Below are 24,778 nucleotides of genomic sequence, written 5' to 3'. Positions count from 1 at the left end.
CCCCCCCCGGGGTTTAAATGTTTGTGTCGCTAATCAGCATGGTGCTCTCTGACTCGTCGTCCCCGAACTGCTGGATGAAGGTCACTTGTGTCATATCACTGGTGTTGGTCTTGTACGTACCGTCCATCTTATTTAATTCGGCAATCGCGCTTGTTGCGGCTCTAGGGTCTCTCATACGAAAACCTCCGTCTCCGTCACTCACGACTTCACTGCAAAACTGGACGATCCTCCAGAGAGCTTTGCACTTGTCTTCCGCAGTGATGTGTAACTCTGAACTGATGCTCTCCTGCCTGCTGGCAATGGCCTGAGAAATGTCATCATAAGTCAACAGGCGGCTCCCCTGCGTGCGTGCGGTCTTCTCACTGTATCCGGCTGCGATGGCTGCCTTAGTTGCGTTCTGGTAGACGACATAGTTATCGACAAAGCGCTGGTGCTTGCTGTTCATGCTCATCATTCCTTGATGATTGTCGGGTCTCCATTTTATCAAACAAACACTGTGGTGACTGGCTCTCAGTGGCAGGTCGCAACATTCACAACGGACGTTGTCGTTTGCAGCAAGTGGTCTATACCTCCTCCCGATTGATAAAAACAACCGTCAAAAGGAGCAGGAAAGGCATGGCGCAGTATGTCGTCTACAGGCGGGTATCGACCCGTAAGCAGGGGGAGTCTGGGTTGGGGCTGGAAGCACAGGATCGGGACATCGCGTTGTACCTGCAGGGGTACGCTGAAGACGAGTGCAGTGTGTTGGCGTCCTATTTGGAAGTGGAAAGCGGCACTGTTGCCGACCGGCCAGAATTAACGAAAGCGATGAGCCAGGCACGGGCATCAGGTGCTACTTTGCTAGTTGCAAAGCTCGACAGGCTCAGCCGGAAGGTCTCGTTCATCGCATCTCTGCTGGATGACCCTCGGCTGAAGGTCAAGGTGGCCTGCATGCCGAACGCAGATAAGTTCCAGCTTCATATCTACGCAGCCCTGGCAGAGCAGGAGCGTGACTTCATTTCAGCGCGAACAAAGGCTGCTTTGCGGGAAGCCCAAGCCAGAGGCGTGAGGTTAGGTGGGCTGCGAGATAAAACCAATAAACGGAATCGGGCGGCAAGCCAAGCTGCTGACCAGCGAGCAGAGAAGCTGGCAAAGATAGTCCTGCCTCTTGCTGAAAAGGGAAAGACAACCCGGCAGATCGCAGAGGCACTCAATAAGGCTGAGGTCAGAACGCCAAGAGGAGGGCACTGGCAGAGTGCGCAGGTGTCTAGATTGCTGTCCAGGCTTCGGAGTAGAGTAAAAAGCTATCCCCCTTAGACAGGTACGATTTTTTGAACTAGAAAAACATAACTTGTGATGCAGCCCTACTTAACCAAGATGAGGAAATCAGAAAATGACTACTACCAATGACAGCAAAGTTTATGTTTTTACTGAGAAGGGGCTTAGGGAGCATGACTTAAATATTGCTGTGAATATTGGGCGTGCTACCACACTGCATGTTGTGAGAGCCATGAATAAAATGAAACCTTCCCAACAACTTCAAGCAATGAGTGATAGCAAGAGGCTTGAGCTACCGCGTGAAACATTGGAAAAAATAATTAGTGAGGTTTGTAGTGAAGAGAGTGTTTAGAGAAGACGAGAGTGAGGCTGTTTTTAAACCTTGAATAACAGCCTCTGAGCCTGAATTTGATAAGGTTTCAAAAAGCTTTTTCAGGCTTCGGTGAGTGTTTGTCCCAGCGAGACTGCATATCAGTCATCAGCGTGGAGTAGCTGAAACGTGATATGAGTTCAGTCGAATACTTGTCCTCAAGACACTCATCAAAGGATATGGCGTACTGCTCATCATGGGTACAGATAAACTCGATCAGGCTACTCCAGTACTGAAAACAGCGACGTAGCAACCACACTTTCTGAGACTGGTTATATACGCCTGTCATTCCCTGCCTTTTGTGGCCAGTCATAAGGCTGACAACATCATCGGGGTAAAACAGGTTGCCCAAGGTCGTCTCAAGCGTTCTGCGCATATCATGGTTGCATTTGTTGCCGAGGCCATAGGCTTTGCGGTAGCGGGTCAGGGTGCGATCTACGAAGCGGTCGCAGAGAGGGCCTGAGGTTACCCTGCCGAAGCTTGTGGCGGTGTTGGAGAAGCGTTTGGAGCCAAACACATGGGTTTCATTGGCAAAACAGTCCAGCGCATGCCGGAGGATAGAGGCCATCTCTTTGGAGAGTGGGATGTCGAAGCTGTTTTCAGCTCCGTTGTTGTCCATGTTTTTCATTCGGTCGGATGTGATTGATAGCCGACCGTAATTGCCATCTTCACCTGACCCCAATATCACCTCTGAGCGTCTGGCTTGGATGATTTCATTGCGCCGACAGCCCGTTTGAAATAACAGCTTCATTATGGCGAGATAGTCCTGACCAATATGTATGTTCTGTGGATTAGTCAGTAGGAGTCGTATTTCCTGAAGCGTATAAAAAGCTGTGCGCTTTTTCCGCTCCCGGCGAAAGGGGTTCTTTTTAAAAGGGTTGTGCTTCACCTTCCGGTGATCGCAGGCGAAATCAAACATCATTGAGGCATACAGAAACGTATCTGCCATGGTGCGTTCTGAGCACTTCTTGGCTTTCAGCTTCTCAATGACATTACTGACTGTTTGCTCACTGATTTGATCAACGTAAAAGTCCCCCAGGATAGGAACGAGGTGATTTTTCAATCGTCGAAAGGGGCCATGATTTTTACCCTGAGCATCAACGAATGCTTGAAAGTAGTAATCAACAAGCTGCTTAAAAGTCCAGCCATCAGTGCTGGCAGTGGGGCGCTCCTGCTCAGTGACCTGATTAATGATATTGGCTAGAACATTTGCGTCCTGAATATCAGCTCCGTTGTTTCGTGCAGCCGCAAACAGAGAGTGAATCTGTCTGGCCTGAGCGAGAGACAGGTCAGGGTAGTCACCATAGAACACTCTTACCTGTTTGTTGCTACGTCTGGCATCCCTGCACCGCCAGCCGAATAATTTTCTGCCGCTGGATAGAACCCGAAATATCAGGCCGGATGGATCTCGGAGTGTGTACTCCTTTGCTTGGGGTTTTGCTTTTTTAAGCTGAGCGTCCGTGAGCGCTTTCAATGGCATCTGGTGCTTCCCGTTATTCTTGGTTTTCAGGGTTGCAGGAGTCACTCTCAGTGGTTTGTGTCACACCAGCAACATGAAGGCTCTGCTTCTGTCACATATGTGTCACTTTTTGAGTGAGATTCCACGGTGCATCCTTGCACAGGTAGAGACGATAACAGATAACGAGACGCTCGGGAAATCAGCACCCAGATAGGCGTGAAAGTCAGTAAATACAGGGGTTTCAGAGGTTTTTGAGAGGGCTGGGGAAGTGCTGGGAAGGAGTGAAAAAGGTTCCCCAACCCGCCGCTGCCTTGTGTGGCCCTTGAAGCATTGCTTCAAGGTGGTGGCTGCTGGAATAACATGGGCTTTCCGTTACAGTGGTAAACCAAAGACGGACATGCACGCTCATTATTCTCGAGGAGCCGCCGGGGTATGTATTCAAAGCCTCAGGGACGTTACGAGACTGGCGTACAGGCCAGGGAACCTTCGGGATTATATCGGCAGTGAAGGGGCTGCGACCAGCCCCTGCTTATTCTAAATCGCTATGAGAAATGCGGATTGTCTGGTGGGTTTCACTTACTTGCTGGTTTCTGAGAACGGTTCAGGCTTTTTGGGTATCGCACCATCGAGCATTTTCATCATGGTGGCAATCTGAACCTGTACCTCAGAGTTTTGCATTTGATTGGTTTGACCTCTGTGCAGCATTTCATGGGCTATGTTGAGTGCTGCCATAACAGCAATACGCTCAACACCGATGACTTTGCCGGTGCCGCGGATTTCACGCATTTTTGTGTCAAGCAGGCGTGCAGACTCCAGCAGGCTGGCTTCCTCTTCCTGAGGGCAAGTGATGCGGTAATCCTTATCGAGGATGCTGACGGTGGTCGTAAGACGTTCTGTACTCATGACTCGTGCTCCAGGGCCTTGAGTCGCCCGATCATGGCCTCGACACGGGTGCGTGCAATTTCATTCTTCTCAACGAGACTGGCGCGCTCCTGCTTCCACTGCTGCTCATTTGTGCGCAGTGTCTGATTTTCCTGACGAAGCTGTTGGCAGAGTGTGATCAAAGATTCGATCCTTTCTCCAAGTTCGTGCAGGTTCTGGTCGTTTAATTCGCTGGAATCCATGAATCGTGGCAGTTTGTTGGTCCTTTAAACAGTAAATATATCCCCAGTTCCACTTGACGGACAATATAAGTTTGTACCTGAGTCCGCTTTTCTTGGAAAAACGGTGGAAAAAGGTCGACTTTAATCGCAGGAGCTGGGGTAAACTGCGGCTATTTCGTTAGTGAGATTTTACCCATGAGTGAAGCAACGACTCAACTGGAACCCTTTACCTTTGATAAATTGGCTGACCTTTTTGTTGAAGCTCGCTCCATGACACCCCCTTCCCAGCTTCATGGCATGTTGTGCGGGCAGTTTTGTGCAGGTATGCGGCCAGATCATAAAGGCTGGCTGGATGCTGCCACCGAGCAAATGGCTCTGTCCGGCGAAATGAGCGTGACAGTTCGCGCGGGGCTTGTGGACTTTTACGATGTTGTTCTGGGCGACCTGTCTGCCAGCGATCTGTCGTTTGCCTTGCTTCTGCCTGAAAACGAAGAAACTATTGGGCAGCGTACAGAAGCTTTGGGGCAGTGGTGCTCTGGCTTTATCTCCGGATTTGGTGCTTCATCCATTACCAAAACCCAGTTGTCTGAAGAGGCTGCTGGCGTGCTTACGGATCTTGCGCAAATTTCTCAGGTACAGGCTGAAGACATGGAAGAGTCCGAAGATGCGGAGAAGGACTTTTTCGAAGTGTGCGAATATGCGCGCATGGCCGCACTGATGCTGTTTAACGAATCACAGGATCAACGTGCTTCAAAGGCAAAGACAGCGAATAACCCTTTTGACTCCTCACAAAAAAACAGCGATGTAATCCATTGATGAAACTCGATAGAAATATTTACGTACAACGGCGCAAAGCTCTGCTGGAATCTCTGGATAAAGGCAGCATACTTGTGCTGCCTGCTGCCACAGAAAAGGTGCGTAACCGGGATTGTGAATACGCCTACCGTCAGGACAGCGATTTCTGGTACCTCACCGGTTTTGGAGAACCCGAAGCGGTTCTGGTGCTGGCCCCTGGCCGTGAAGAGGGTGAGTCCATCCTGTTCTGCCGCAAGCGCGACCGTGATATGGAAATCTGGCACGGCCGACGTGCCGGGCAGGAAGGCGCTGTAAAAGAGTACGGCTTTGATCAGGCCTTCACCATCAACGAGCTGGACGAGCAAATGCCCGGCCTGCTGGATAAGCGCACTACGGTTTACCACACGCCCAATGCTGATAAAGCCTTCGACCAGAAACTATGGGGCTGGATTGATACCCTGCGCATGAAAGAGCGTCGGGGCAGCGTGCCTCCAGAGCAAGTACTGGATCGTGACAAGCTGCTTCACACTCTGCGCCTGATCAAAACCCCAGCCGAACAGGCCATTATGCGCGAAGCCGGTGAAATCAGCGCCCGTGCCCACACCCGTGCGATGAAAGAGTGTAAGCCCGGCGCTATGGAATATCAGCTGGAGGCGGCTATTCACCACGAGTTTGCCATGAGCGGTGCCCGCTACCCTGCCTATACGACGATTGTTGGCAGCGGTGAGAACGCCTGCATTCTTCATTACACCGAGAATGAGAGTGAACTGAAAGATGGCGATCTGGTGTTGATTGATGCAGGCTGTGAGCTGGACTATTACGCAGCGGACATCACCCGCACCTTCCCGGTGAACGGTAAGTTTACGGAAGAGCAGAAAGCCATTTATAACGTGGTGCTGGATGCGCAGCTGGCCTCTATCGCAGAAATTGCTCCGGGCAAACCTCTGGATGCTTTCCACAAAGCAGCTGTGGATAAACTTGTGGATGGTCTGCTTGAGCTGGGTTTACTGTCTGGAAAGAAGGAAAAGCTGATTGAGGAGGAAGCCTACCGCGCATTCTACATGCACGGTACAGGCCACTGGATTGGCATGGATGTACACGACGTTGGTCATCACAAGGAAGACGGCGAGCCTGTCACTCTGCAGCCCGGTATGACGCTGACCGTTGAGCCCGGTATCTATGTCTCACCGGATAACATGGATGTGGAAGAGCGCTGGCGTGGCATTGGTGTACGCATTGAAGACGATATTCTGGTAACAGAAACCGGCAACGAAGTGCTCACCAAAGATGTTGTAAAAACTGTTGAGGATATTGAAGCCCTGATGGCTTAAACCTCACCCTCAGATTGACACGCCTGGTATTGTACTGGCGACCTGGAGAAGCTTGGGGAACGAGTTACGCAAAGTCATTAGTAAACCGTTCTTGAGTGTTCTTGGCTCTTTGCTGGCGGTGTGAACTCTCAGCTTTCCATGAATATCCGGTATCACCTGCAATAAGTACCGGAACGCTTCTATCACCGCCTCCCGTTGCTCCTGGGTTTCCCGGGGTAACGGGTGGTCTGGTGTTGCTGGTTCAATGTCTCTCAGTTTCTTTTCCCAAGTGCCAAGTATTTTTACCAAATCTGCGGAAATATTATTGTCTGGCAGATATTCACCAGCATCTATCACAACTTTTACACAGCGACGCAAAGCCGGATTACAGTGCCATTGGGAAAGGCGGCTGACTAATGGATGCACAGGAGATTGGCTCTCTGTAAAAAGAGCGTCTTTCGAGAGCAGGTATTGCAAGGCAATCGGGGCTTCATAAATCACAGCTGCCCAGAGTAGAGTAGGGCAGTTTTTTGTGATCTGAGCAGGTACAGAGGTGGAAAGCCCTTTCAAGGAAAGCGTGGCATCAAAGCGTATCACTGTGCTTAAAAACGCCTCGTTTTCAGTAATGTAAGGCAGTAAGGCAACGGCCGGGAAATCTTTTGTCTCCTTTGGGGCATGGGCCAATAATGGAGAAACGCCAGCATTCATCATCTCCTCTGCCATTGCCAGCCCACCACCATGGAGATGGCGGCAATGGCTCAATGTGCAATGGGTCGCCAGCTCGTGCCAGGGCGTCAGGCCATAATCGTTTTTGGCTGTACAGAGTGCTTCTATGTGCTCCTGGGGATAATGTTGGAACACGGTCTGGGCAATCGTTTTTGTTTCAACAAATTCACCGCTTCTTGCTCGTCCAATGGCCATAATATGCACAACGTTGTTTCTAGCGCCATCCAGATAGTTGAGGTCGCCTCCGGTATTGACCCAGGTTTTCACATCCTCCGGCGTTCCCGTTTGCAGAACCTTCTTTACATCCGTTGAGCTGATTTTGCTCCAGAGTTTCTCCCAGATCACAGGGCGATATTCCGGCTGAGGAATACAGGGCGTAATACGTTCCATTCTGACTCGCTTGGATACAAATAAGGATATTTCATTGACTGGAGCGGTATCTGAACTGGCTTTTCTTTTGCCTCTGAGAGGGCGCCTGCTTGTTACCAGGGGACGACGGGGCAAAGAACTGTGGGAGTGCATGATGTACCTTATTTCGCAAATGTAAAAAGATTTGCCTGTTTGACCACAGCTTGGTCTGAAAATCTTGCGACTCGTTGACAGAACTTTTCACTTGTTCTCTTTACTGACGCCTTTGTCATGGTTGTCTCGACGAGTACACTGGTGTTGTGACTGAGGCGCAGTGTGGGAAGAACAGAACAATATATGCAAACAAGCCATGTTGATAGAAACCACGTTGATGTTGTCATTATCGGTGGTGGAATGGTGGGAGCATCGCTGGCCATAGGGCTGCGAAATACCTTGCCTGAAAGTATATCTATAGCGGTGATTGAGGCGGTTGCACTGTCTGATGATGCCCCTGCGGGCTGGCAACCCAGCTATGATGCCCGCTCAACCGCGTTATCTGAGGGGACGCGGAGGATTTTTGAAGCGTTGGGCGTGTGGCAGCATATTGACCAAAATGCTGAACCGATTACTGATATCCATGTCTCAGACCGAGGTCATACAGGCATCACCCGGATAAAGGCCGAGGAACATAGAGTTCCCGCATTAGGCTATGTGGTAGATAACAGCTGGCTGGGGCAGATATTGGTGTCTGCCGTTCAGGAGCGAGATGGCATTGACTGGTTGTGCCCGGTGTCTGTGAAAGAGCTGACGCCTGAAGAGAGCGGGATGATCGTAGCGCTGGACACCGGAAAAAGTCTAAAAGCAGAACTGGTGATTCTGGCCGACGGTGGCCGCTCTGGCCTGACCCGCACGCTTGGGATTGACATTGACGAAAGCCAATACGGTCAAACCGCCATCGTCACAAATATTACCCCGGCTCGCCATCATCAGAGTGTGGCCTATGAGCGCTTCACCGATGAAGGTCCTATGGCTCTACTGCCCCGGCACAATGGTGACTGTGCTCTGGTATGGACAATGCCAGAGGCGTTGGCAGAAGAGCGGCTGCAGCTAGTGGAGGATGACTTTCTGGCCGAGTTGCAGGATCGCTTTGGTTATCGGCTGGGACGTTTTTGCAAGGTTGGCGAGCGTTTCAGCTATCCTCTTTCCCTCAAACAGTCCAGAGAACAGGTGCGGACCGGGTTGGTCGTGCTTGGGAATGCGGCTCACAGTCTGCATCCGGTGGCGGGGCAGGGTTTTAACCTGTCGCTGCGGGACACACAGGCTCTGGCCGATGTGCTGGGAGCTGCCGGGCAGCAAGGTCAACCCCTGGGGGGGCTTGATCTTCTTCTTTCTTATGTGAAAGGGCGACAGCAGGATCAACATCAAACTATTGGTTTCAGTGACAAGGTTGTCAGCCTGTTTTCCAATGACTCTCTGGTATTAGCCGGAGCGAGAAATGCAGGGCTGTTGGGTATGGGGTTGTTATTTCCTGTTCGGGACTGGTTTGCCCGACAGGCTATGGGACTTAATCGGTAAGTGCTGGGATGACAAGAGAATACGACATTATTATTTTGGGTGGCGGAATGGTTGGTGCAGCCATGGCTCTCGCGCTCGAAGATACCTCCCTGAAAATTGCAGTCATTGATGCAGGTGCTTTGGAGCCTCTGCTTTCTGCTGAGGACGAGTGTGCTTTTGATTCACGGGTGAGTGCGCTGACAGAAGCTTCTCGTACATTGCTGGACAACCTCGGCGCATGGAAGCATCTGCGCCGCAAGTTCCCCTATCAGGCTATGCATGTGTGGGATGCGGCAGGTACCGGCTCTATCTCTTTTAATGCGTCTGAGTTAGGCGTGCCGAATCTCGGGCATATCGTTGAAAACAGTGCAGTGCGTCATGGGCTGTTGTCTTGTTTAACGGAATCCTCAGTACATCTTCTGGGTGGGATTGACGTTCAGGAGCTGAAGCAGGAAAAAGGTGCAGTCAGCCTCAAGCTGCGGGACGGCACGTTTCTGCAGTCTCGCCTGCTTATTGCCGCCGATGGTGCCGGTTCCCGTGCCCGTTACTGGGCGGGGATTCCTATGCGTGAATGGGATTATCTTCACCATGCTGTTGTCACAACCGTGGAACTGGAAAAGCCACACAATGATACTGCCTGGCAGATATTTCTGGATACTGGGCCCCTGGCATTTCTACCCCTGCCTACCTCTTCTGATGGGCGACACTTTTGTTCTATCGTCTGGTCACTCGTGCCAGATGAAGCACAAAGGGTGATGGAATTACCAGAAGAGGAGTTTCTTAAATATCTGGGGGGCTCCATGGAAAACCGGTTTGGCCGTATTCTTGGAGCGGACAAGCGTTACTGCCATCCGTTGCGTCAACGCCATGCCCGCCAGTATCACCGTGGGCAGGTTGTGCTGATTGGTGATGCGGCACACACCATTCACCCATTGGCAGGGCAGGGGGCTAACCTCGGTTTTCTGGATGTTGCAAGCCTTGCCGAAGAGATTCACCGGGCAGTCGCTCGGCAGGAAGACTTTGCTGCGCCGCACATTCTGGATCGTTATCAAAGAACGCGAGAGGGCCATAATCTGGCTATGGCTGGCATTATGGAAGGCCTGCAACGGCTGTTCCACAGCGACCATATGCTGTTCCGCTGGCTCCGCAACAGTGGTTTGAACCTGACTGATCGTATGCCTTTTCTGAAGCAGGAAATTGTCAGCCGGGCTATGGGGCTGCGGGGCGAGCTGCCTGAGCTCGCAAAAAAACGTTAACTCTGAAATTACTCAACAGACCCTAGCACCTCCGTACTTTGAACTATATTTCCCCTCGCGCGTCAAAAGCTTGTCCGGATAACGGGGAGCGAGGGGGCTGGAACACTGTTCCAGGTTCAGAAATAAGAGGTACTGATATGACCCGAAGTTTCAAGGCGACGAAGGCGTTGCCAGCAATTATGGCCATTGTCATGGCTACTTTCATGGCTGTTATGCTGCCAGGGTGTGGGGACGATAAAAAAGCGGAGACAACCCCAAGTCCCCAAATAAAAGAGCAGCCCGAAGAAGATATTATCGAACAGGTTACGGTCGAAGATATTCGTCCCGGCGAGTCTGCCGGTTATGATTGCGGAGATTCTTCCGGCATGACGCCTGATAAGCGTTTCTGGTGTCGTGGCCTGAAAGCCTGGATGGTCAGTGAAAGCTATCAGGCTGATAACGGCCATGACCGCGATGAATTCATCGAAGCCTGGAAGCTGGGTAATCTTGATGCCATTCAAGGGCGTACACCAGCCATTGAGAATCTCCAGAGTCATCCCGTTGCTGCAGACGGTTATGAGATTGGTTATATCGGCGTGCTGGATGCTCAGGGTGTGATTGAGTACGACTGCAGCGAAGGTGATGAAACCGATAACGAATATCGTGACCGCTGGTGTGAAGCGGCTGCCTCCTATAATTCAAGCCGTCAGGGTGATGCTGCTAACGCTATTATGCGCAACATCTATATCAACGGTTATATGGCTGGCCGTGCGATTGCCTTGACTCTGCCATCGTCCATGGAATCGCTATTTGGTAGTGAAGCGCCGAAAGAGGGCAACAAGTCGGCCATTGATGAGCCCGAGAACGATGCGCCTAAATCCATTCTTGTTTTCCACCGCGGCTTTACCGATGGCTTTCAGGCGATGATTGATACTGTGCGTGAATCCGTAAATCAGGTTATGGAACAGATGCAGAGCATGCCGGGTATGGATGGAATGCCTCCTCCCGGAATGGACGGCATGGGTATGCCCCCTGGCATGGAACATATGATGCCGCCGATGGGCGAACCGCAGGACACTGCTGAGTAATAAACGGTTTTGTCGTTTAGTTTTCAATTGAAAAACGGGCAGCTTCGGCTGCCCGTTTTTTATAGGCAAGGAACGGTATGAAACATACCGTAGTGCAATAACTTTGATGCAGTAAAAAAATGCTATTGCAAAGTTAAATGAGAGTGATTAGCATTTGCCGCAATTCAAATTCGAACTCTAACTATAACGACCAGGGGAAATATCCATGAAAGCCAAGATGGCCGCGTGGGTTTCAGGCATTGCTGCGGCAACAGTTGCTGCGTTTATTGTTGCTGAACCAGTGAGTGCGCAGGAAGCTGCAAAGAGCAATGAACTGGTTATCTACAGTGCCCGTAACGAGCATCTGGTAAAACCTCTTTTTGATTTGTACACAGAAAAGACTGGCACCAAAATCCGCTACATCACCGATAAAGCAGGCCCTCTCCTTGCCCGTTTGGAAACCGAAGGTCGAAACACTCCAGCGGATTTGTTGATTACTGTTGATGCCGGCAACCTCTGGCAGGCCAGCAAACAAGGTGTACTGCAGCCTATCAAATCCGAGACTCTGGAAAAGAATATTCCGGAAAACCTGCGGGACGAAAAGGGCGACTGGTTCGGCCTGTCTGTACGTGCCCGTACTCTGGTTTATGCATCCAATCGTATTAAGGCTGACGACCTGAAAGGCTACGAAGATCTGGCTGACCCTCGCTGGAAAGGCCGTCTGTGCCTGCGTACCTCCAAGAAGGTTTACAACCAGTCTCTGGTGGCCACCATGGTTGAACGACTGGGTAAAGATAAAACCACACAGGTTCTGGATGGCTGGGTAAGCAACCTGGCAGCCCCTGTATTCAGTAACGACACCCGTGCCATGGAAGCAGTTGCAGCAGGCATCTGTGATGTGACAGTTGTAAACACCTACTACTTCGGTCGTTTGCAGAAGAAGAACCCCGATAACGGCCTGAAAATCTTCTGGGCAAATCAGGGTGACTCCGGTGTGCACGTTAATATCTCTGGCGCTGGTGTAACCCGTTATGCCAAGAACAAGGACGCGGCTGTCGACTTCCTGGAGTGGATGAGCACCGAAGAAGCGCAGCACATCATTGCTGACAGCAACATGGAATACCCTGCGAATGCCTCTGTGAAGCCATCTGAGCAGGTTGCAAGCTGGGGTGAGTTCGAAGCGGACGATCTGAATGTCGCTATTGCCGGTGAGAAGCAAATCCAGGCGATTCAGCTGATGGATAAAGCGCGTTATAACTAATGCCCTACCAATCTATATCTGACCCGGCAGCTGCAGCGCTGGGTTCTTCTCTACTGAACCGGCTTCCGTTTGTGAGTAAACGGTGGCCGGTTCAGTCGTTCTCCAGTGCCGGATTAACGACACTGGTTGTGCTTATCGCTGCCTTGGTTTTATTGCCTCTGGGAAGTCTGCTACTCAGCTGGCAGGACGTACAGTGGGATGTCTGGAAGCACCTGTTTGAAACTCAGCTGGGTGGTTTGATCTGGAATACCCTGGTGCTGGTGTTTGGCGTTGCTGCTGGTGTGACGGTGCTGGGAACTGCGCTTGCAGCGCTGATATCACTTTGTGACTTTCCCGGCAGGCGTTGGCTGGAATGGGCCTTGATGCTGCCTTTTGCTATTCCCGCCTACGTGCTGGCCTTTGTCTATCTCGGCGTATTTGATTTCAGCGGTCCTTTACAAAGCTGGATGCGCACGAATATTGATGGTTTTACCTGGGTCGATATTCGTTCTCCCCTTGGGGTTATTACTGTCCTGGTACTGGTGTTTTACCCCTACGTTTACATGCTGGCCCGGGGTGCCTTTCAGGGACAGGGGCGCTCTTTATATGAAGCCTCTCGATTGCTGGGGATGTCGGCGCAACGTACTTTCTGGCGTGTTACCCTGCCCGTAGCTCGTCCTGCCATTATTGGTGGAGCCATTCTGGCTGTTATGGAAACGCTGGCAGATTTCGGCACCGTTTCCGTCTTCAATTACGACACCTTCACCACCGCCATTTATAAATCCTGGTTTGGGTTCTTTAATCTGAAAGCCGCCGCGCAGCTGGCCTCTTTGCTGCTGGCTTTCATTGTTATGATTCTGATATTGGAAAAACAGCTCAAAGGCCGTGTTGGGCAAAGTGAGCGGCAGCGGGTTATGCCTCGTCATCAACTACAGGGGATGAATAAGTGGTTTGCCACGGGCTTTTGCAGTGTCGTATTTGTACTGGCCTTTCTTTTGCCTGTGGTGCAACTGGGCTGGTGGATTTATTCAACATCCCTGAGCGATCTTAATGCACGCTACATGAGGCTGGTGACGAACACTTTACTGCTGGCCGGGCTGGCAGCCATTGCAACGGTGGCGGCTGCCTCTGTGCTGGTGCTGGCAAAACGTTTTCAGCCTGGGCGCTTATCCTCATGGTCTGAGCAGATTGGTAGTCTGGGCTATGCCATGCCCGGTGCACTTCTGGCTGTGGCGGTGATGATGTTGTTTGGCTTTCTGGATAATCATGTGATTACCACAGTACAAACATGGCTCGGCCTGCAGGCAAAACCGCTGCTGCTGGGGAGTGTGTTTGCACTGGTGCTGGCGTATCTGATTCGTTTTCTTGCTGTTGCTCTCAAACCCGTAACAGCTGCCTTTGACCGTGTGCGGCCAACCATGCACGAAGCCGCTCGTATTCTTGGGCATTCTCCCCTGTCTGTCTCCCGCAGAGTTTATATTCCCATGGTGATGCCGGGCCTGCTTACGGCGATGCTGCTGGTTTTTGTCGATGTGTTGAAAGAGATGCCTGCAACTTTGCTGATGCGCCCCTTCGGTTGGGACACGCTGGCTGTGCGTATCTTTGAGATGACAGCAGAAGCTGAGTGGGAACGGGCTGCACTCCCTGCCATGAGCTTGATCCTTGTGGGTATGATTCCGGTGATTGCTCTGATCCGACGCTCACGGGTTGGCTGATGCCGAAGGCCGTTCAGAGAGATTTTGTATTTTTGCAGTAATGAAATTTAAAAGATAAAAAATGCCCTTTGAGCTCATAAATATGTAGCTATAGAATGCGCAAAAAGCAGAACATAAGTGCATGATCTGCTATTTGCCGTCGGTGTATTTACAGAGGATTCGATCATGAGCAATATTCCTGCAGAGCTGCGTTACGTGAAATCCCACGAGTGGATTCGCCTGGAAGACGACGGTTCTGTAACCATCGGTGTAACAGATCACGCTCAAGAAGCTTTGGGTGATGTGGTATTTGTTGAACTGCCTGAAGTGGGTGCAGAGTTGGGTGCAGATGACGAAGCCGGTGTTGTTGAATCTGTAAAAGCAGCGTCCGATATCTATGCACCGATTTCTGGTGAGATTCTGGCTATCAATGCCGCGCTGGAAGAAACCCCTGAGCTGGTGAACAGCGATCCTTACAACGATGGCTGGTTCTTTCGTATGAAGCCCTCCGATGAAGCCGAGCTTGGAGAACTGATGGACGCGGAAGCCTACGCAGCCGTTTGCGAAGACGAGTAAAGTTTCGCTGCTCCCGCTTGAGAATTGAAAGCCCCAAGTGCTTGTGTTTTGGGGCTTTTCTTTAAGCGAATCAAACAAGCATGTTGGCAGATATAACACTTTTGTTATTGTTTTAGTCTGTCCCTCTTTGGATTCTTTCTGTTATCGACGCAGGGAGAATCAAGGACATGCCACGCGCCATCGCACAGAAAAGTACACCCCCAATGTCTCAGGGGCTTAAGGGGATAGCCAATGCCGGGCTGCCATGCTCAAAGGTGGGAAAAAGCCGGTGCGCAGTGATCAGGGCAAAGACGCCTGCTTTGAGGGAGGAGACCCTCAGAAAGGCTGTCGAAGATACTCTGGTTTACACGCGAAGTGCCAAGGCCATTCGAGCGGAAATGGCAAGAATTCCTGACGACACTGTTAGAACAATGGAGTGCTGTATTCGCAAAGGGGATTGGAAGCATCCGGTCTTTTTTCAAAAGGAAAGCTACAGCACTTTATTAAAGGCCTATCATCAGGAAGTTATTGATGAGGATACCTTTCTTAGTGTTCAGTCTCTTCTGCAACTCTATACCCAGTTTGGCGAACGTACAGACTTACCTCTCAATCATCGTTTGCAGGGGACGGTGAGGCGTATTGATTTATCGCATCCTGCTAATGAAAGTGAACAGAAAGAGGGAGTTGATCTGTGTACTAGTCTGAGTGTCAGTTGGCATATATCTCACCCGAACGGGAAGGTAACACGACAAGCCCTTCTCAAAACATTAGAGGGAATGAAAGAAAAAGGTATCGCTCTCTGGATAGATGTGATTGAACTGAGTAAGGAAGATACCGAGACATTAGAAGGTGTGAATTTAGGCCTTTTATCGAGCTGGGCTCCACACACTCAGCAGGAGCAGATTTTAGGTTGGCTGAAGGCTCTCGATGCCTCAAATGCCCCAGTTAACATCTATATCCGTGCCCATGCCAGAAAAATCTATATCTTTCCTCGTCATATTCTCAATGAGCAGAAAAAGAATATGTCAGCCTCAATTATAAAATTTGATCCGGCTTTTGGTGTTCAAACAGCTGATGATGTTCTGGAAAAAAGGCTGAATAATAAGCACGTTGGAGCTCTCTTTCACCCGAAGGCCGGGGATCGCTTCAGGGCACCTCATGATCAGCAGGCCGGGTGCATTACTTCACTCCATGATGAATACCATGAAGCTTTGTTGTCCAGAATACCTGAGTGGGCTCGTCAGGTTTATTGTCATTGCGATGTTTATGAGCAGCAACTGAGGGAGCGGCTTTCCTCTGTTGATTATTCTCAATCTGACGTCTTGGTTGCTTTGCCTTCTGAGTTTGTGGAGTGGTTTGCCGACAACCCAATGATTGCTTTGAGAAAGAAGGTTCTGAAGGAGGAGGGATGGGCAAAGAGTGATGACCTTTCTAAGGGAAAACTCATGCAGGCATTCCATGAAAGTCGACCGTTTCTAGATCAGGAGTTTTCCTCTTTTCCTGTGGATGGAGCCAGCCAGGATACTCGGCCTTTCTTTTACTGGTTGGTGGCAACCCTGTTCTCCTGTAAACCATTTAAATCTGTATACTTGATTGCCCCCAAGCTGGCATTGAGCTCAGCATTGGTTCTCAAGGTTAATTGGATTTTGTTCAGGCTGGCACAAGACAGGCCAAAAGACTTCCTGAAGGTTTTGTCCATGCTGGATGAGCAGGGGTTGGAGTTTTGTGCTTGGAATGGTGATGAAAATTTCTACCAAAGAGAGGATTTGCTCGCTGTAATCAGACAGCTTCTAGAGTACCACAGGCCGGTAGCGGAACCTGCTTGAGAGAGGTATCCAACCCTGCTGAACAGTGTCGTTCAACAGGGCTGAAAGGTTACGATATTGTGAGTTGTGAAATTACAGGGCTTTAATAGCCGCCAGCTGCTCTTCCATCTTACCCAGAGCTGTGCGGGCGTCTTCCAGCTTCGCTTTTTCCTTCTCGATTACCGCCGCAGGGGCCTTGCCCACAAACTTCTCGTTGGAGAGTTTGCCTTCAAAGCGGGCGACTTCCTTGTTCAGCTTTTCAACTTCACGGTTCAGTCGGGCGATTTCCTTATCCTTGTCGATCAGGCCAGCCATTGGCACCAGCACTTCCATCTCGCCAACCAGCTGGGTGGCAGACATCGGTGCCTCGTCACCCTCTTTCAGAGCGGTGAGGTTGTCCAGTTTAGCCAGAGACATCAGGAAGCTGGTGTTCTCTTCCAGACGACGCAGGTCGTCTTCAGAGGTGTTGCGCAGGAAAACCTCCAGAGGCTTGCTTGGGCCGATGTTCATTTCCGCGCGGATGTTACGGATACCGGTGATAAAGTCTTTCAACCACTCGATATCTTCTTCCGCCTGCGCATCGATCTTGCTTTCGTCAGCTACAGGGTAAGGCGCAGTCATGATAGTTTCGCCTTCAACGCCTGCCAGAGGCTTGAGCTGCTGCCAGATTTCCTCGGTGATGTAAGGCATGAAGGGGTGGGCCATGCGCATGATAGCTTCCAGAACACGAACCAGAGTGCGACGGGTGCCACGTTTACGGGCTTCAGGAGCGTCCTCATCCCACAATACAGGCTTGGACAGTTCCAGATACCAGGCGCAGTATTCGTTCCAAACAAAGTCGTACAGATTCTGGGAAGCATGATCCAGACGGAAATCGTCAATGTTCTTCTCAATCTGAGCTTCAACGCGCTGCAGCTTGGAGATGATCCACTTGTCCGCCAGAGTCAGTTCAACATCCTCATCGTTTATGCCGCAATCCTGACCTTCGGTGTTCATCAGAACGTAGTTGGCCGCGTTCCAGATCTTGTTACAGAAGTTACGGTAACCTTCCAGACGCTTCATATCCCAGTTGATATCACGGCCGGTGGAGGCCAGTGAGTACAGGGTGTAACGCAGGGCGTCGGTGCCGTGAGGGGCGATGCCATCGGCGAAGGTCTTGCGAGTGCGCTTTTCGATCTTCTGGGCCAGCTGAGGCTGCATCATGTTGCCGGTGCGCTTGGTCACCAGAGATTCCAGATCGATGCCGTCGATCATATCCAGAGGGTCAAGGACGTTGCCCTTGGACTTGGACATCTTGTCGCCGTTTTCATCACGGATCAGGCCCGTCACGTAAACGTGCTTGAACGGAACCTGTGGCTTGCCCGGATTTTCAGGAGATGTGTCATCCTTCATGAAGTGCATGGTCATCATGATCATCCGGGCAACCCAGAAGAAGATGATGTCAAAACCGGTAACCAGCACATCGGATGGGTGGAAAGTTTTCAGGCGTTCGGTGTTCTCAGGCCAGCCTTGGGTACCAAAAGTCCACAGGCCGGAGGAGAACCAGGTGTCCAGAACGTCAGCGTCCTGGTTCAGTTCAACGTCTGCCCCCAGGCCGTGCTTCTCGCGCACTTCCGCTTCAGAGCGGGCTACATAAACATTGCCTTCGTTGTCGTACCAGGCAGGAATGCGGTGACCCCACCACAGCTGACGGGAGATACACCAGTCCTGAATATCGCGCATCCAGGAGAAGTACATGTTTTCGTACTGCTTGGGTACGAACTGGATATCACCGTTTTCAACAGCCTTGATAGCTGGTTCTGCCAGAGGGGCGGTTTTTACAAACCACTGGTCGGTCAGCAGAGGCTCGATGACAACGCCGGAGCGGTCGCCGTAAGGCACCATCAGGCTGTGATCTTCGATCTTTTCCAGCAGGCCGGCTTCTTCGAACGCTGAAACAATGGCGCGACGCGCTTCAAAACGCTCCAGGCCACGGAACTGCTCAGGAATGGAAACGTCGATATCGCTTTTGGGGCTACCGTCGATATGGAAGGCTTCACCTTCTTCGCGGATATCGCCGTTCAGGGTCATGATGTTGATCATGGGCAGGCCGCAGCGCTTGCCGACTTCGTTATCGTTGAAGTCGTGGGCCGGGGTTATTTTCACGCAGCCGGTGCCCTTTTCCATGTCGGCGTGCTCGTCGGCCACGATAGGAATACGACGGCCAACCAGTGGCAGAACGATGTCTTTGCCAATGAGGTCTTTGTAACGAGGGTCTTCGGCGTTGACGGCCACGCCGGTATCACCCAGCATGGTTTCAGGGCGGGTGGTGGCAACCACGATGTGGTCTTTGCCTTCGCCAGTCTTCTCGCCGTCAGCCAGTGGGTAGCGCAGGTGCCACATGTGGCCCTGCTTGTCCTTGTTCTCCACTTCCAGATCGGAGATGGCCGTGTGCAGCTTAGGATCCCAGTTAACGAGGCGCTTGCCGCGATAAATCAGGTCGTCTTCGTACAGGCGGATAAACACTTCCTGTACGGCTTTGTAGAAGCCGTCATCCATGGTGAAGCGTTCAGAATCCCAGTCTACAGAAGCACCCAGACGACGCAGCTGGCTGGTGATGGTGCCGCCGGACTCAGCCTTCCATTCCCAGATTTTGTCGGTGAAGGCTTCGCGGCCGTAGTCGTGACGGGTTTTGCCTTCCTCTGCCATGATCTTGCGCTCAACAACCATCTGGGTGGCGATACCGGCATGGTCGGTACCCACTTGCCACAGGGTGTTGTTGCCCTTCATGCGCTTGTAACGGGTGAGGGCATCCATGATGGAATCCTGAAACGCATGGCCCATGTGCAGGCTGCCGGTGACATTGGGGGGCGGGATCATGATGCTGTCGGGGGTGCCTGAGCCAGATGGCGCGAAATGGCCGTTCTCTTCCCAGGTTTTATACCAGGTGCTCTCGATAGCACTCGGGTTGTAAGTCTTTTCCATAATGCAGCTTCAGTCTGGAGGGCAGGAAATCTAAACAGGCTAGTATACCTGCCCTGAAGCTGAGTACGAATAGCTGATTTTGCGGTTTGCTGGCCTGTTTATTCTGTGAGAGCTATGCCGCTGGCTGTGACATCCACACCATTCACAAAAAGAGACCAGTCAACCACGTAGTTTCCTCGACAAGATGTAGGCAGGTATTCCTCAGGGATTCGGAATGAGGCATCGGAGTGATAAGCACAGTGCCAGCTTATTGAGCCTTCATTCAGAGTAGGGAAAAATAGAATACGTGGGTCACTGGGAAAAGACCCTGGCATTTGGTCAGTGGCTAAATGAGCAACAAAACGAATAGTTTGGGTTCCTGTGCGAGGATTGCATTCAAGGCTGGAAATGTACTGGGTTGATATGGTTATGTCTGTTGCAAAGTTATCGCAGTAGCCATTTACGGTACCTTGTGACGCATAATATTCTGTTAAATCTCCAGCTGCTTTTTTTAGCGCAGGCAGTATTTCACCCGCAATGACTGAGCGGGCTCTGTAGTTTTGGTAAGCGGGCAGGGCGAAGGACGCTACAATGCCGATGATAGCAACTACGATCATCAACTCTATAAGGGTAAAACCTTGTTTTTTATAGTGAATTTTATTCACGTGCCACTCTCCCTGAGTATTCCATTACCTATTTATTGAAGCACGAAGTTTGCTTTTTGCTACCGAGGCCCTAAATGATCAACCCTAAGGAGCGCTGAGCTCGTCCATGCATACAGCCTCCTTGATGATTGAATTTTAAGCTTGTCTGGTATTTAACCTGTTACCGGGTGATTAGGGCAGACAACACATGTGTTCTCACACCATGGGTCAACGTGGATCAACACTTCGGCCACATTAGCGCCTTCCTGCATAAGCAAAGATTCCACGGCCAGAGCAATCTCATGGCCTTGATAAACTGTCAGGTCGCAGTCGACTGCCAGGTGCATATCCACAAACAGACCACCATGGTGACGGGTGCGCAAACGGTGAATGCTTCGCACGCCATTAACGCCGGAAGCCAGTTTGTGAAGTTGTTCAGTAATGTCCTTTGAGGCACCTTGATCAACCAGTGAACCCAGTGCGGGTGCACAAATCCCCAGAGCAGAATGAAGAATCAACAGGGAAATCAGGCAGGCACCGCCCAGATCGATCCACGCTGCCCCTGGAAAAATCATGGAGCCAATCACAGCCAGAGCTGCAGGCATGGAACTCAGGACGTCGCTGCGGTGATGCCATGCATTGGCGATAAGAGCGGATGAGTTAATCTTTTTGCCTTTAAAAAGTGTCCAGCGAAATAGCCCTTCTTTCGTTACGATAGAAACCAGTGCGGCTACAAGGGCAAGAGTGCTGGCCTCATGGGTTTCTCCTGCGTGCCATGACGTGACAGCATCCCAGCTGATGCCTGCCGCAGTTAGAATCATCATTATCCCGATAAACAGGGTGATCAGGGTTTCAAATCGCTGGTGGCCATAAGGGTGGTCATCATCCGCGGGCGCAGACCAGAGACGTACCCCAACAAGTACGGCAATATCACTGATCAGGTCAGATAAACTGTGTAAGCCATCGGCTACAACTGCACGACTGTGGCCAAGTGTTCCAGCCACAATTTTGAGTACAGACAGGGCTGCATTTATCCACAGACCTACCCATGTTACCCGGGATATCTCGGATACAGTGTCGGAATCGGTTGTCATAATGAGTTGGGAATACTCTCAAGTAAATTTCCTGTAACGGGGGAAATTATAGGGAAATACACTCATACTTCGATCAGCACTCTTGCTTATTGAAGGTGTGAGATGGATGCCATACAGCAGGCAATAATTTTCTGCCCCTATTGCGGTGAACGGATAGAATTGGTTGTTAACAGTGAGGATGCAGGCACCTCTTATATTGAGGATTGCCAGGTGTGTTGCCAGCCTATGACTATTGTCGTTGAGTTATCCGATGATGAAACTCTGAGTGTTCAGGCTCGTCATGAAAATGAAGCCTGACGCTGGCAGACCTCAGATGTTCAGACCCTGAGTATCAAAGTTGAGGCTTTCCAAAAGCTTTTCACGAAGTCTCTTTTCAATAACAGGCATATATTCGGCAACCACATTATCCACCATTTTGCTGATTTGATGTTCGTTCAGTGGCTTGTCCCGATCGGCAGATGTCATGTGATCCGCAGGGAGTGGCTGCAATGTTGGGATTTGGTCGTCCAGTACCGGGATTGTATCTCCAGCAGGGGCTGTGTTCGGTTTCTCTTTGTGGGTAGGAATGTTTTCTGAAAGTGGCTTATCCAGAAGCTGGCGTAAGCCTTCCAGCTCATCAATTAGCATTTCTGCCTGATCAGTGTGTGCAGTCATGATGGTTGTCCGACCTTCTGGTGTTTGGGAGGCATGCCACGCTCTTTGTATTGACGAAATCGTGTACGTGCCAGCTCAAGGCTGCTGGGTTCCTGAACCACTACTTCAGCGATGCGTTCGAAGCTGTCCAGGTTTTTTGGGATGTCATCCCCAAGGTTAATCAACAACCCTTCCCGACTGGTAAGCAGATCATGACTGGAACCAAGAGTCACAGGTTCAGGAATGGTATCGGTATCTGTTGAGTGTTTATCAAGATTTACGTGGGGCAGAAAGCTATCTTCCCGATAAGACCAGAGCATAGAATCCAGTGCGGTAACATCTTTAGGGTTGGTGACATGAAGATGCGTGCGTACGCCGTTTCGCCAGGCTTTGTCGGCAAGACGACAGGCAAACCAGGCCCGGGCTTCGAGTGTTTCGTCCTGAAGAATGTAGAAGCTAACCTGGGGGGACATAGAAACCTGTGCTCAGACTATTGGGGGTAACCCCTAGGATATTCACGAGAGGGGCATTTTAGCAAGTGCTAGGGCAAGCATTGGAGTAGGCGGAGGGGCGAAGTTCAGTGAGTATGACTGTTCCCATGGTTTTTGCAAATAAAAGAACGTCTACAAATAAAAAGCCCCGGTTGATGATTATCAGCCAGGGCTTTTTAAAGTATCGAGAACTTATGCAGCGTCCAGAGAGGCCTGAGCAACAGTCTCAGGCTCACGACGCTTGTTCAGTATCATCAGTGCAATAGCACACAGAGCACCCGCGGCCGCAACCGCCAGACCGATACCGAAAATCTTCTGGTAGGCGACGATAGGATCGTTGTTGTCAATGATCCAGCCGTTCAGAGCATAAGCCCAGAAGATGGAGGCGTAAGCCGCGAAAGAACCAACACTCATGGCAGAACCGCTGAACTGCTTGGGTACACCAGCTTCAGCAACAGGAGCCAGGATAATACCTTTGGCCAGGAAGATGGAGAAAGAGAAAGCCATCAGCAGCGCCATGTTGGTGTACAGCATGCCGGGGGTTTTGGGCAGCATGATGGTTACGCCCAGGCACACGGCAGTCAGGGCCATGGCGATCATCATCATCTTGATAGAAGACTTGAACAGGAAGTCGGACAGGGTGCCGGCGACCAGGCCGGCAATCACGCCCATTGCACCTGTGTTAATAATGCCGAACAGTGCCGCCTGAGAGGTGCTGATGTGGAACACGGCCTGCAGGTAAGGAACGGTGTAAATCAGAATGATGTAGATCCAGTATACGGTCAGAGAGGTCAGAGCAGCCAGCCATACGGTAGGCATCTTCAGTACGTGAATCAGACCTTTCAGGGCTGCGGTGTTCTTGGACTCACCAGCGGACACTTCCATTTCGTTGTGTGGAACAAACTTCCATACACAGAAGATCATGGGAACGATCAGCAGGGTGAAGGCGATCATGGCGCCGTGGAAGAACAGCACAGTGCCACCAACCAGAGCCATAACACCAACCAGTGCGGCGTTCATGCCCATTTCTGCGGCACGACGAATGGACTCCAGCAAACCGAAAGCCAGACCTTTGTTGTGATCACCAGACATCAGGCTGGCACCGTTAACAACGGCAGGCCAGAAGATAGCATCAGTGATACCCCAGATGCCGGCAATAATAGACAACACTTTAAAAGAAGGAGTGAACAGCAGGATAAACATCATGCTGATGAAACGTACCGCCAGACTGGATATCAGAATGGAACGTACGGAGAAACGGTTATTTACCCAGCCCGCTGGGACGTAGAAAAACATGGCGGAACCGATCAGGGAAAAAAGAATACCCATTTCAGTGTTATTGATTTGGAACACATCAAGTAGCATGTTGTAGAACGTGCCCTTGAATGCTTCAAATGCGGAGTAAATGATCTGGCCTGACATAACGACAGACAAATAACCCCAGAACTGGTTTTTGGAGCTAAAACCAATTTTACTAATTAAATTTTGCATACAGTACTCGTTGAACGAAATCGGATTACTGGGCGTTTAAGCGTGAAGATGGAAAGTTCTGGGCAATATCGGTACAAACACCATCAACGCCCCAGTTAAAGAGTTGGTTAGCTCGCTTCAGGCAATTCACGGTGTAAACATTCACCTTGTAGCCTTTCTGCTTGAACTTCTGAACCATCTCCTGAGTCAGACCTTTGTCTTCTGGATGAATGTAATCAGCACCGCAGGCCTGCAGCAGGGATTCCCAATCGTCCCAAAGGTTCTCTGCTACAAACAAGCAGGCCGTTGGTACATCCGGGCAACGCTTTTTGAATTCATACAGGGCAACGTGGTTGAAGCTGGAGACAATCACTTCGCGGTCGCTGTCCAGTCGCCTGATACCGGCAATCACCTTATCCAGAAGAATCAGGGTTTTCTCCCAACCCGCTGCACAGGATTTGATTTCGATATTCACGTTCAGCTTGTATTCGTTTACTACATCAATGAACTGATCGTACGTTGGTATGGGTTCGCCTTTGAACTCATCGCCAAACCAGCTGCCTGCATCAATAGTGTCCAGATCATTGATGGTCAGATCATACAGGCTGCCAGATTTATTAGTGCAGCGATCAAGCGTGTCATCATGGGAAATAACAACAGTGTCGTCTGCCAGAATATCAACATCACATTCCAGCCATTTTACACCATGCTCTGCACACTGCTTAAAAGCAGCGAGAGTGTTCTCCGGTGCAAGAGAAGACATTCCACGATGAGCAAAAACTGTTTTCATAGACAGTGCGCCAACAAACCAAAAATAACGTAAAGATAGTGTCAGCGAATTCTATGGATAACGCACTGTTCATTTGGTGACCTGCGTCAAGCTTTGATGGACTTTGGTTGAGGTTGTTTAAAAGTGTTTGTCGGATTTCCACTTTTTTCTTCGCAAGTCTTCGTGTAAGGGGTCGGGTTGTGCTTATGCGGTGTT

The 24,778-nt window shown here is 50.7% G+C and carries 24 protein-coding genes and 1 other RNA gene; 12 read left to right on the top strand and 13 right to left on the bottom strand.

Translation table 11 applies throughout. From position 1 onward, the window contains the following. Positions 1 to 13: 13 nt before the first annotated feature. A complete protein-coding gene (locus E1189_RS09955; RefSeq protein WP_155159924.1) occupies positions 14 to 445 on the bottom strand; it encodes a terminase small subunit in 432 nt (143 codons plus the stop codon). A 170-nt stretch (positions 446 to 615) separates the two neighbouring features. Between E1189_RS09955 and E1189_RS09950 the strand changes: the two genes are divergently transcribed. Together E1189_RS09950 and E1189_RS09945 are read left to right on the top strand one after the other, a co-directional pair. Then, positions 616 to 1,296, top strand: coding sequence for a recombinase family protein (locus E1189_RS09950; protein WP_155159923.1), 681 nt, complete (start codon positions 616 to 618; stop codon positions 1,294 to 1,296). A 76-nt stretch (positions 1,297 to 1,372) separates the two neighbouring features. Next, the gene (locus E1189_RS09945) at positions 1,373 to 1,609 is read left to right on the top strand and encodes a hypothetical protein (protein ID WP_155159922.1); all 237 of its coding nucleotides are present in this window, start codon (positions 1,373 to 1,375) and stop codon (positions 1,607 to 1,609) included. A gap of 67 nt (positions 1,610 to 1,676) precedes the next feature. On the opposite strand, the gene E1189_RS09940 is transcribed toward E1189_RS09945, so the two are convergent. From E1189_RS09940 to E1189_RS09925, 4 genes are all read right to left on the bottom strand, one after another. Beyond that, on the bottom strand, positions 1,677 to 3,107 hold the full coding sequence (locus tag E1189_RS09940) for a tyrosine-type recombinase/integrase (RefSeq protein ID WP_155159921.1): 1,431 nt from the start codon (positions 3,105 to 3,107) through the stop codon (positions 1,677 to 1,679). Between the two features lie 267 nt (positions 3,108 to 3,374). Then, a non-coding RNA gene (gene ssrS / locus E1189_RS09935) (6S RNA) lies at positions 3,375 to 3,571 on the bottom strand. Between the two features lie 91 nt (positions 3,572 to 3,662). Further along, on the bottom strand, positions 3,663 to 3,989 hold the full coding sequence (locus E1189_RS09930) for a cell division protein ZapA (RefSeq protein WP_155159920.1): 327 nt from the start codon (positions 3,987 to 3,989) through the stop codon (positions 3,663 to 3,665). Beyond that, positions 3,986 to 4,210 carry a TIGR02449 family protein gene (locus E1189_RS09925; RefSeq protein ID WP_155159919.1) on the bottom strand — a complete coding sequence of 75 codons (225 nt, stop codon included), beginning with the start codon at positions 4,208 to 4,210 and terminating at the stop codon, positions 3,986 to 3,988. The genes E1189_RS09930 and E1189_RS09925 overlap by 4 nt, the downstream gene beginning before the upstream one ends. A gap of 174 nt (positions 4,211 to 4,384) precedes the next feature. Here E1189_RS09925 and E1189_RS09920 point away from each other — a divergent pair, with 174 nt between their 5' ends. Continuing rightward, the gene (locus tag E1189_RS09920) at positions 4,385 to 5,005 is read left to right on the top strand and encodes a UPF0149 family protein (protein ID WP_155159918.1); all 621 of its coding nucleotides are present in this window, start codon (positions 4,385 to 4,387) and stop codon (positions 5,003 to 5,005) included. Further along, on the top strand, positions 5,005 to 6,315 hold the full coding sequence (gene pepP / locus E1189_RS09915) for a Xaa-Pro aminopeptidase (protein WP_196221362.1): 1,311 nt from the start codon (positions 5,005 to 5,007) through the stop codon (positions 6,313 to 6,315). Before E1189_RS09920 ends, pepP begins: the two co-directional genes overlap by 1 nt. A gap of 9 nt (positions 6,316 to 6,324) precedes the next feature. Here pepP and E1189_RS09910 read toward each other — a convergent pair whose 3' ends face one another. Next, the gene (locus E1189_RS09910) at positions 6,325 to 7,410 is read right to left on the bottom strand and encodes a hypothetical protein (RefSeq protein ID WP_155159916.1); all 1,086 of its coding nucleotides are present in this window, start codon (positions 7,408 to 7,410) and stop codon (positions 6,325 to 6,327) included. A gap of 315 nt (positions 7,411 to 7,725) precedes the next feature. On the opposite strand from E1189_RS09910, the gene ubiH reads away from it, so the two are divergent. From ubiH to E1189_RS09875, 7 genes are all read left to right on the top strand, one after another. Continuing rightward, complete coding sequence (gene ubiH, locus E1189_RS09905; RefSeq protein ID WP_155159915.1) at positions 7,726 to 8,943, top strand: 2-octaprenyl-6-methoxyphenyl hydroxylase; 1,218 nt, start codon at positions 7,726 to 7,728, stop codon at positions 8,941 to 8,943. Between the two features lie 8 nt (positions 8,944 to 8,951). Further along, the gene (locus E1189_RS09900; protein ID WP_155159914.1) at positions 8,952 to 10,178 is read left to right on the top strand and encodes an FAD-dependent monooxygenase; all 1,227 of its coding nucleotides are present in this window, start codon (positions 8,952 to 8,954) and stop codon (positions 10,176 to 10,178) included. 137 nt (positions 10,179 to 10,315) lie between these two features. After that, positions 10,316 to 11,245 (top strand): hypothetical protein, encoded by a 930-nt coding sequence (locus tag E1189_RS09895; RefSeq protein WP_155159913.1) that lies wholly within the window; start codon positions 10,316 to 10,318, stop codon positions 11,243 to 11,245. A 205-nt stretch (positions 11,246 to 11,450) separates the two neighbouring features. Further along, positions 11,451 to 12,485 (top strand): extracellular solute-binding protein, encoded by a 1,035-nt coding sequence (locus E1189_RS09890; protein ID WP_230460308.1) that lies wholly within the window; start codon positions 11,451 to 11,453, stop codon positions 12,483 to 12,485. Next, complete coding sequence (locus tag E1189_RS09885) at positions 12,485 to 14,179, top strand: ABC transporter permease (protein WP_155159912.1); 1,695 nt, start codon at positions 12,485 to 12,487, stop codon at positions 14,177 to 14,179. Before E1189_RS09890 ends, E1189_RS09885 begins: the two co-directional genes overlap by 1 nt. Positions 14,180 to 14,344: 165 nt before the next feature. Then, complete coding sequence (gene gcvH, locus E1189_RS09880) at positions 14,345 to 14,734, top strand: glycine cleavage system protein GcvH (RefSeq protein WP_155159911.1); 390 nt, start codon at positions 14,345 to 14,347, stop codon at positions 14,732 to 14,734. Between the two features lie 167 nt (positions 14,735 to 14,901). Next, entirely contained in the window at positions 14,902 to 16,539 is a 1,638-nt protein-coding gene (locus E1189_RS09875; RefSeq protein ID WP_155159910.1) for a hypothetical protein, read from the top strand. A 72-nt stretch (positions 16,540 to 16,611) separates the two neighbouring features. On the opposite strand, the gene E1189_RS09870 is transcribed toward E1189_RS09875, so the two are convergent. From E1189_RS09870 to E1189_RS09860, 3 genes are all read right to left on the bottom strand, one after another. Further along, a complete protein-coding gene (locus E1189_RS09870; RefSeq protein WP_155159909.1) occupies positions 16,612 to 19,482 on the bottom strand; it encodes a valine--tRNA ligase in 2,871 nt (956 codons plus the stop codon). A gap of 98 nt (positions 19,483 to 19,580) precedes the next feature. Further along, positions 19,581 to 20,126, bottom strand: coding sequence for a pilin (locus E1189_RS25910; protein WP_329601969.1), 546 nt, complete (start codon positions 20,124 to 20,126; stop codon positions 19,581 to 19,583). Between the two features lie 152 nt (positions 20,127 to 20,278). Then, a complete protein-coding gene (locus E1189_RS09860; protein ID WP_155159908.1) occupies positions 20,279 to 21,199 on the bottom strand; it encodes a cation diffusion facilitator family transporter in 921 nt (306 codons plus the stop codon). A gap of 102 nt (positions 21,200 to 21,301) precedes the next feature. Between E1189_RS09860 and E1189_RS09855 the strand changes: the two genes are divergently transcribed. Continuing rightward, complete coding sequence (locus E1189_RS09855) at positions 21,302 to 21,496, top strand: CPXCG motif-containing cysteine-rich protein (protein WP_155159907.1); 195 nt, start codon at positions 21,302 to 21,304, stop codon at positions 21,494 to 21,496. 12 nt (positions 21,497 to 21,508) lie between these two features. On the opposite strand, the gene E1189_RS09850 is transcribed toward E1189_RS09855, so the two are convergent. The 4 genes from E1189_RS09850 to E1189_RS09835 form a co-directional block, all read right to left on the bottom strand. After that, on the bottom strand, positions 21,509 to 21,853 hold the full coding sequence (locus E1189_RS09850) for a hypothetical protein (RefSeq protein WP_155159906.1): 345 nt from the start codon (positions 21,851 to 21,853) through the stop codon (positions 21,509 to 21,511). Further along, on the bottom strand, positions 21,850 to 22,305 hold the full coding sequence (locus E1189_RS09845) for a DNA polymerase III subunit chi (protein ID WP_155159905.1): 456 nt from the start codon (positions 22,303 to 22,305) through the stop codon (positions 21,850 to 21,852). The genes E1189_RS09850 and E1189_RS09845 overlap by 4 nt, the downstream gene beginning before the upstream one ends. Positions 22,306 to 22,515: 210 nt before the next feature. After that, positions 22,516 to 23,814 carry an MFS transporter gene (locus tag E1189_RS09840; RefSeq protein ID WP_155159904.1) on the bottom strand — a complete coding sequence of 433 codons (1,299 nt, stop codon included), beginning with the start codon at positions 23,812 to 23,814 and terminating at the stop codon, positions 22,516 to 22,518. Between the two features lie 25 nt (positions 23,815 to 23,839). Beyond that, positions 23,840 to 24,583, bottom strand: coding sequence for a glycerophosphoryl diester phosphodiesterase (locus E1189_RS09835; RefSeq protein WP_155159903.1), 744 nt, complete (start codon positions 24,581 to 24,583; stop codon positions 23,840 to 23,842). Positions 24,584 to 24,778 lie beyond the last annotated feature (195 nt).

Origin of the sequence: Parendozoicomonas verongulae (assembly GCF_009711465.1) — a bacterium.
Taxonomy (GTDB): Bacteria; Pseudomonadota; Gammaproteobacteria; order Pseudomonadales; family Endozoicomonadaceae; genus Sansalvadorimonas; species Sansalvadorimonas verongulae.
This window is presented reverse-complemented; position numbering and strand designations above follow the sequence as displayed.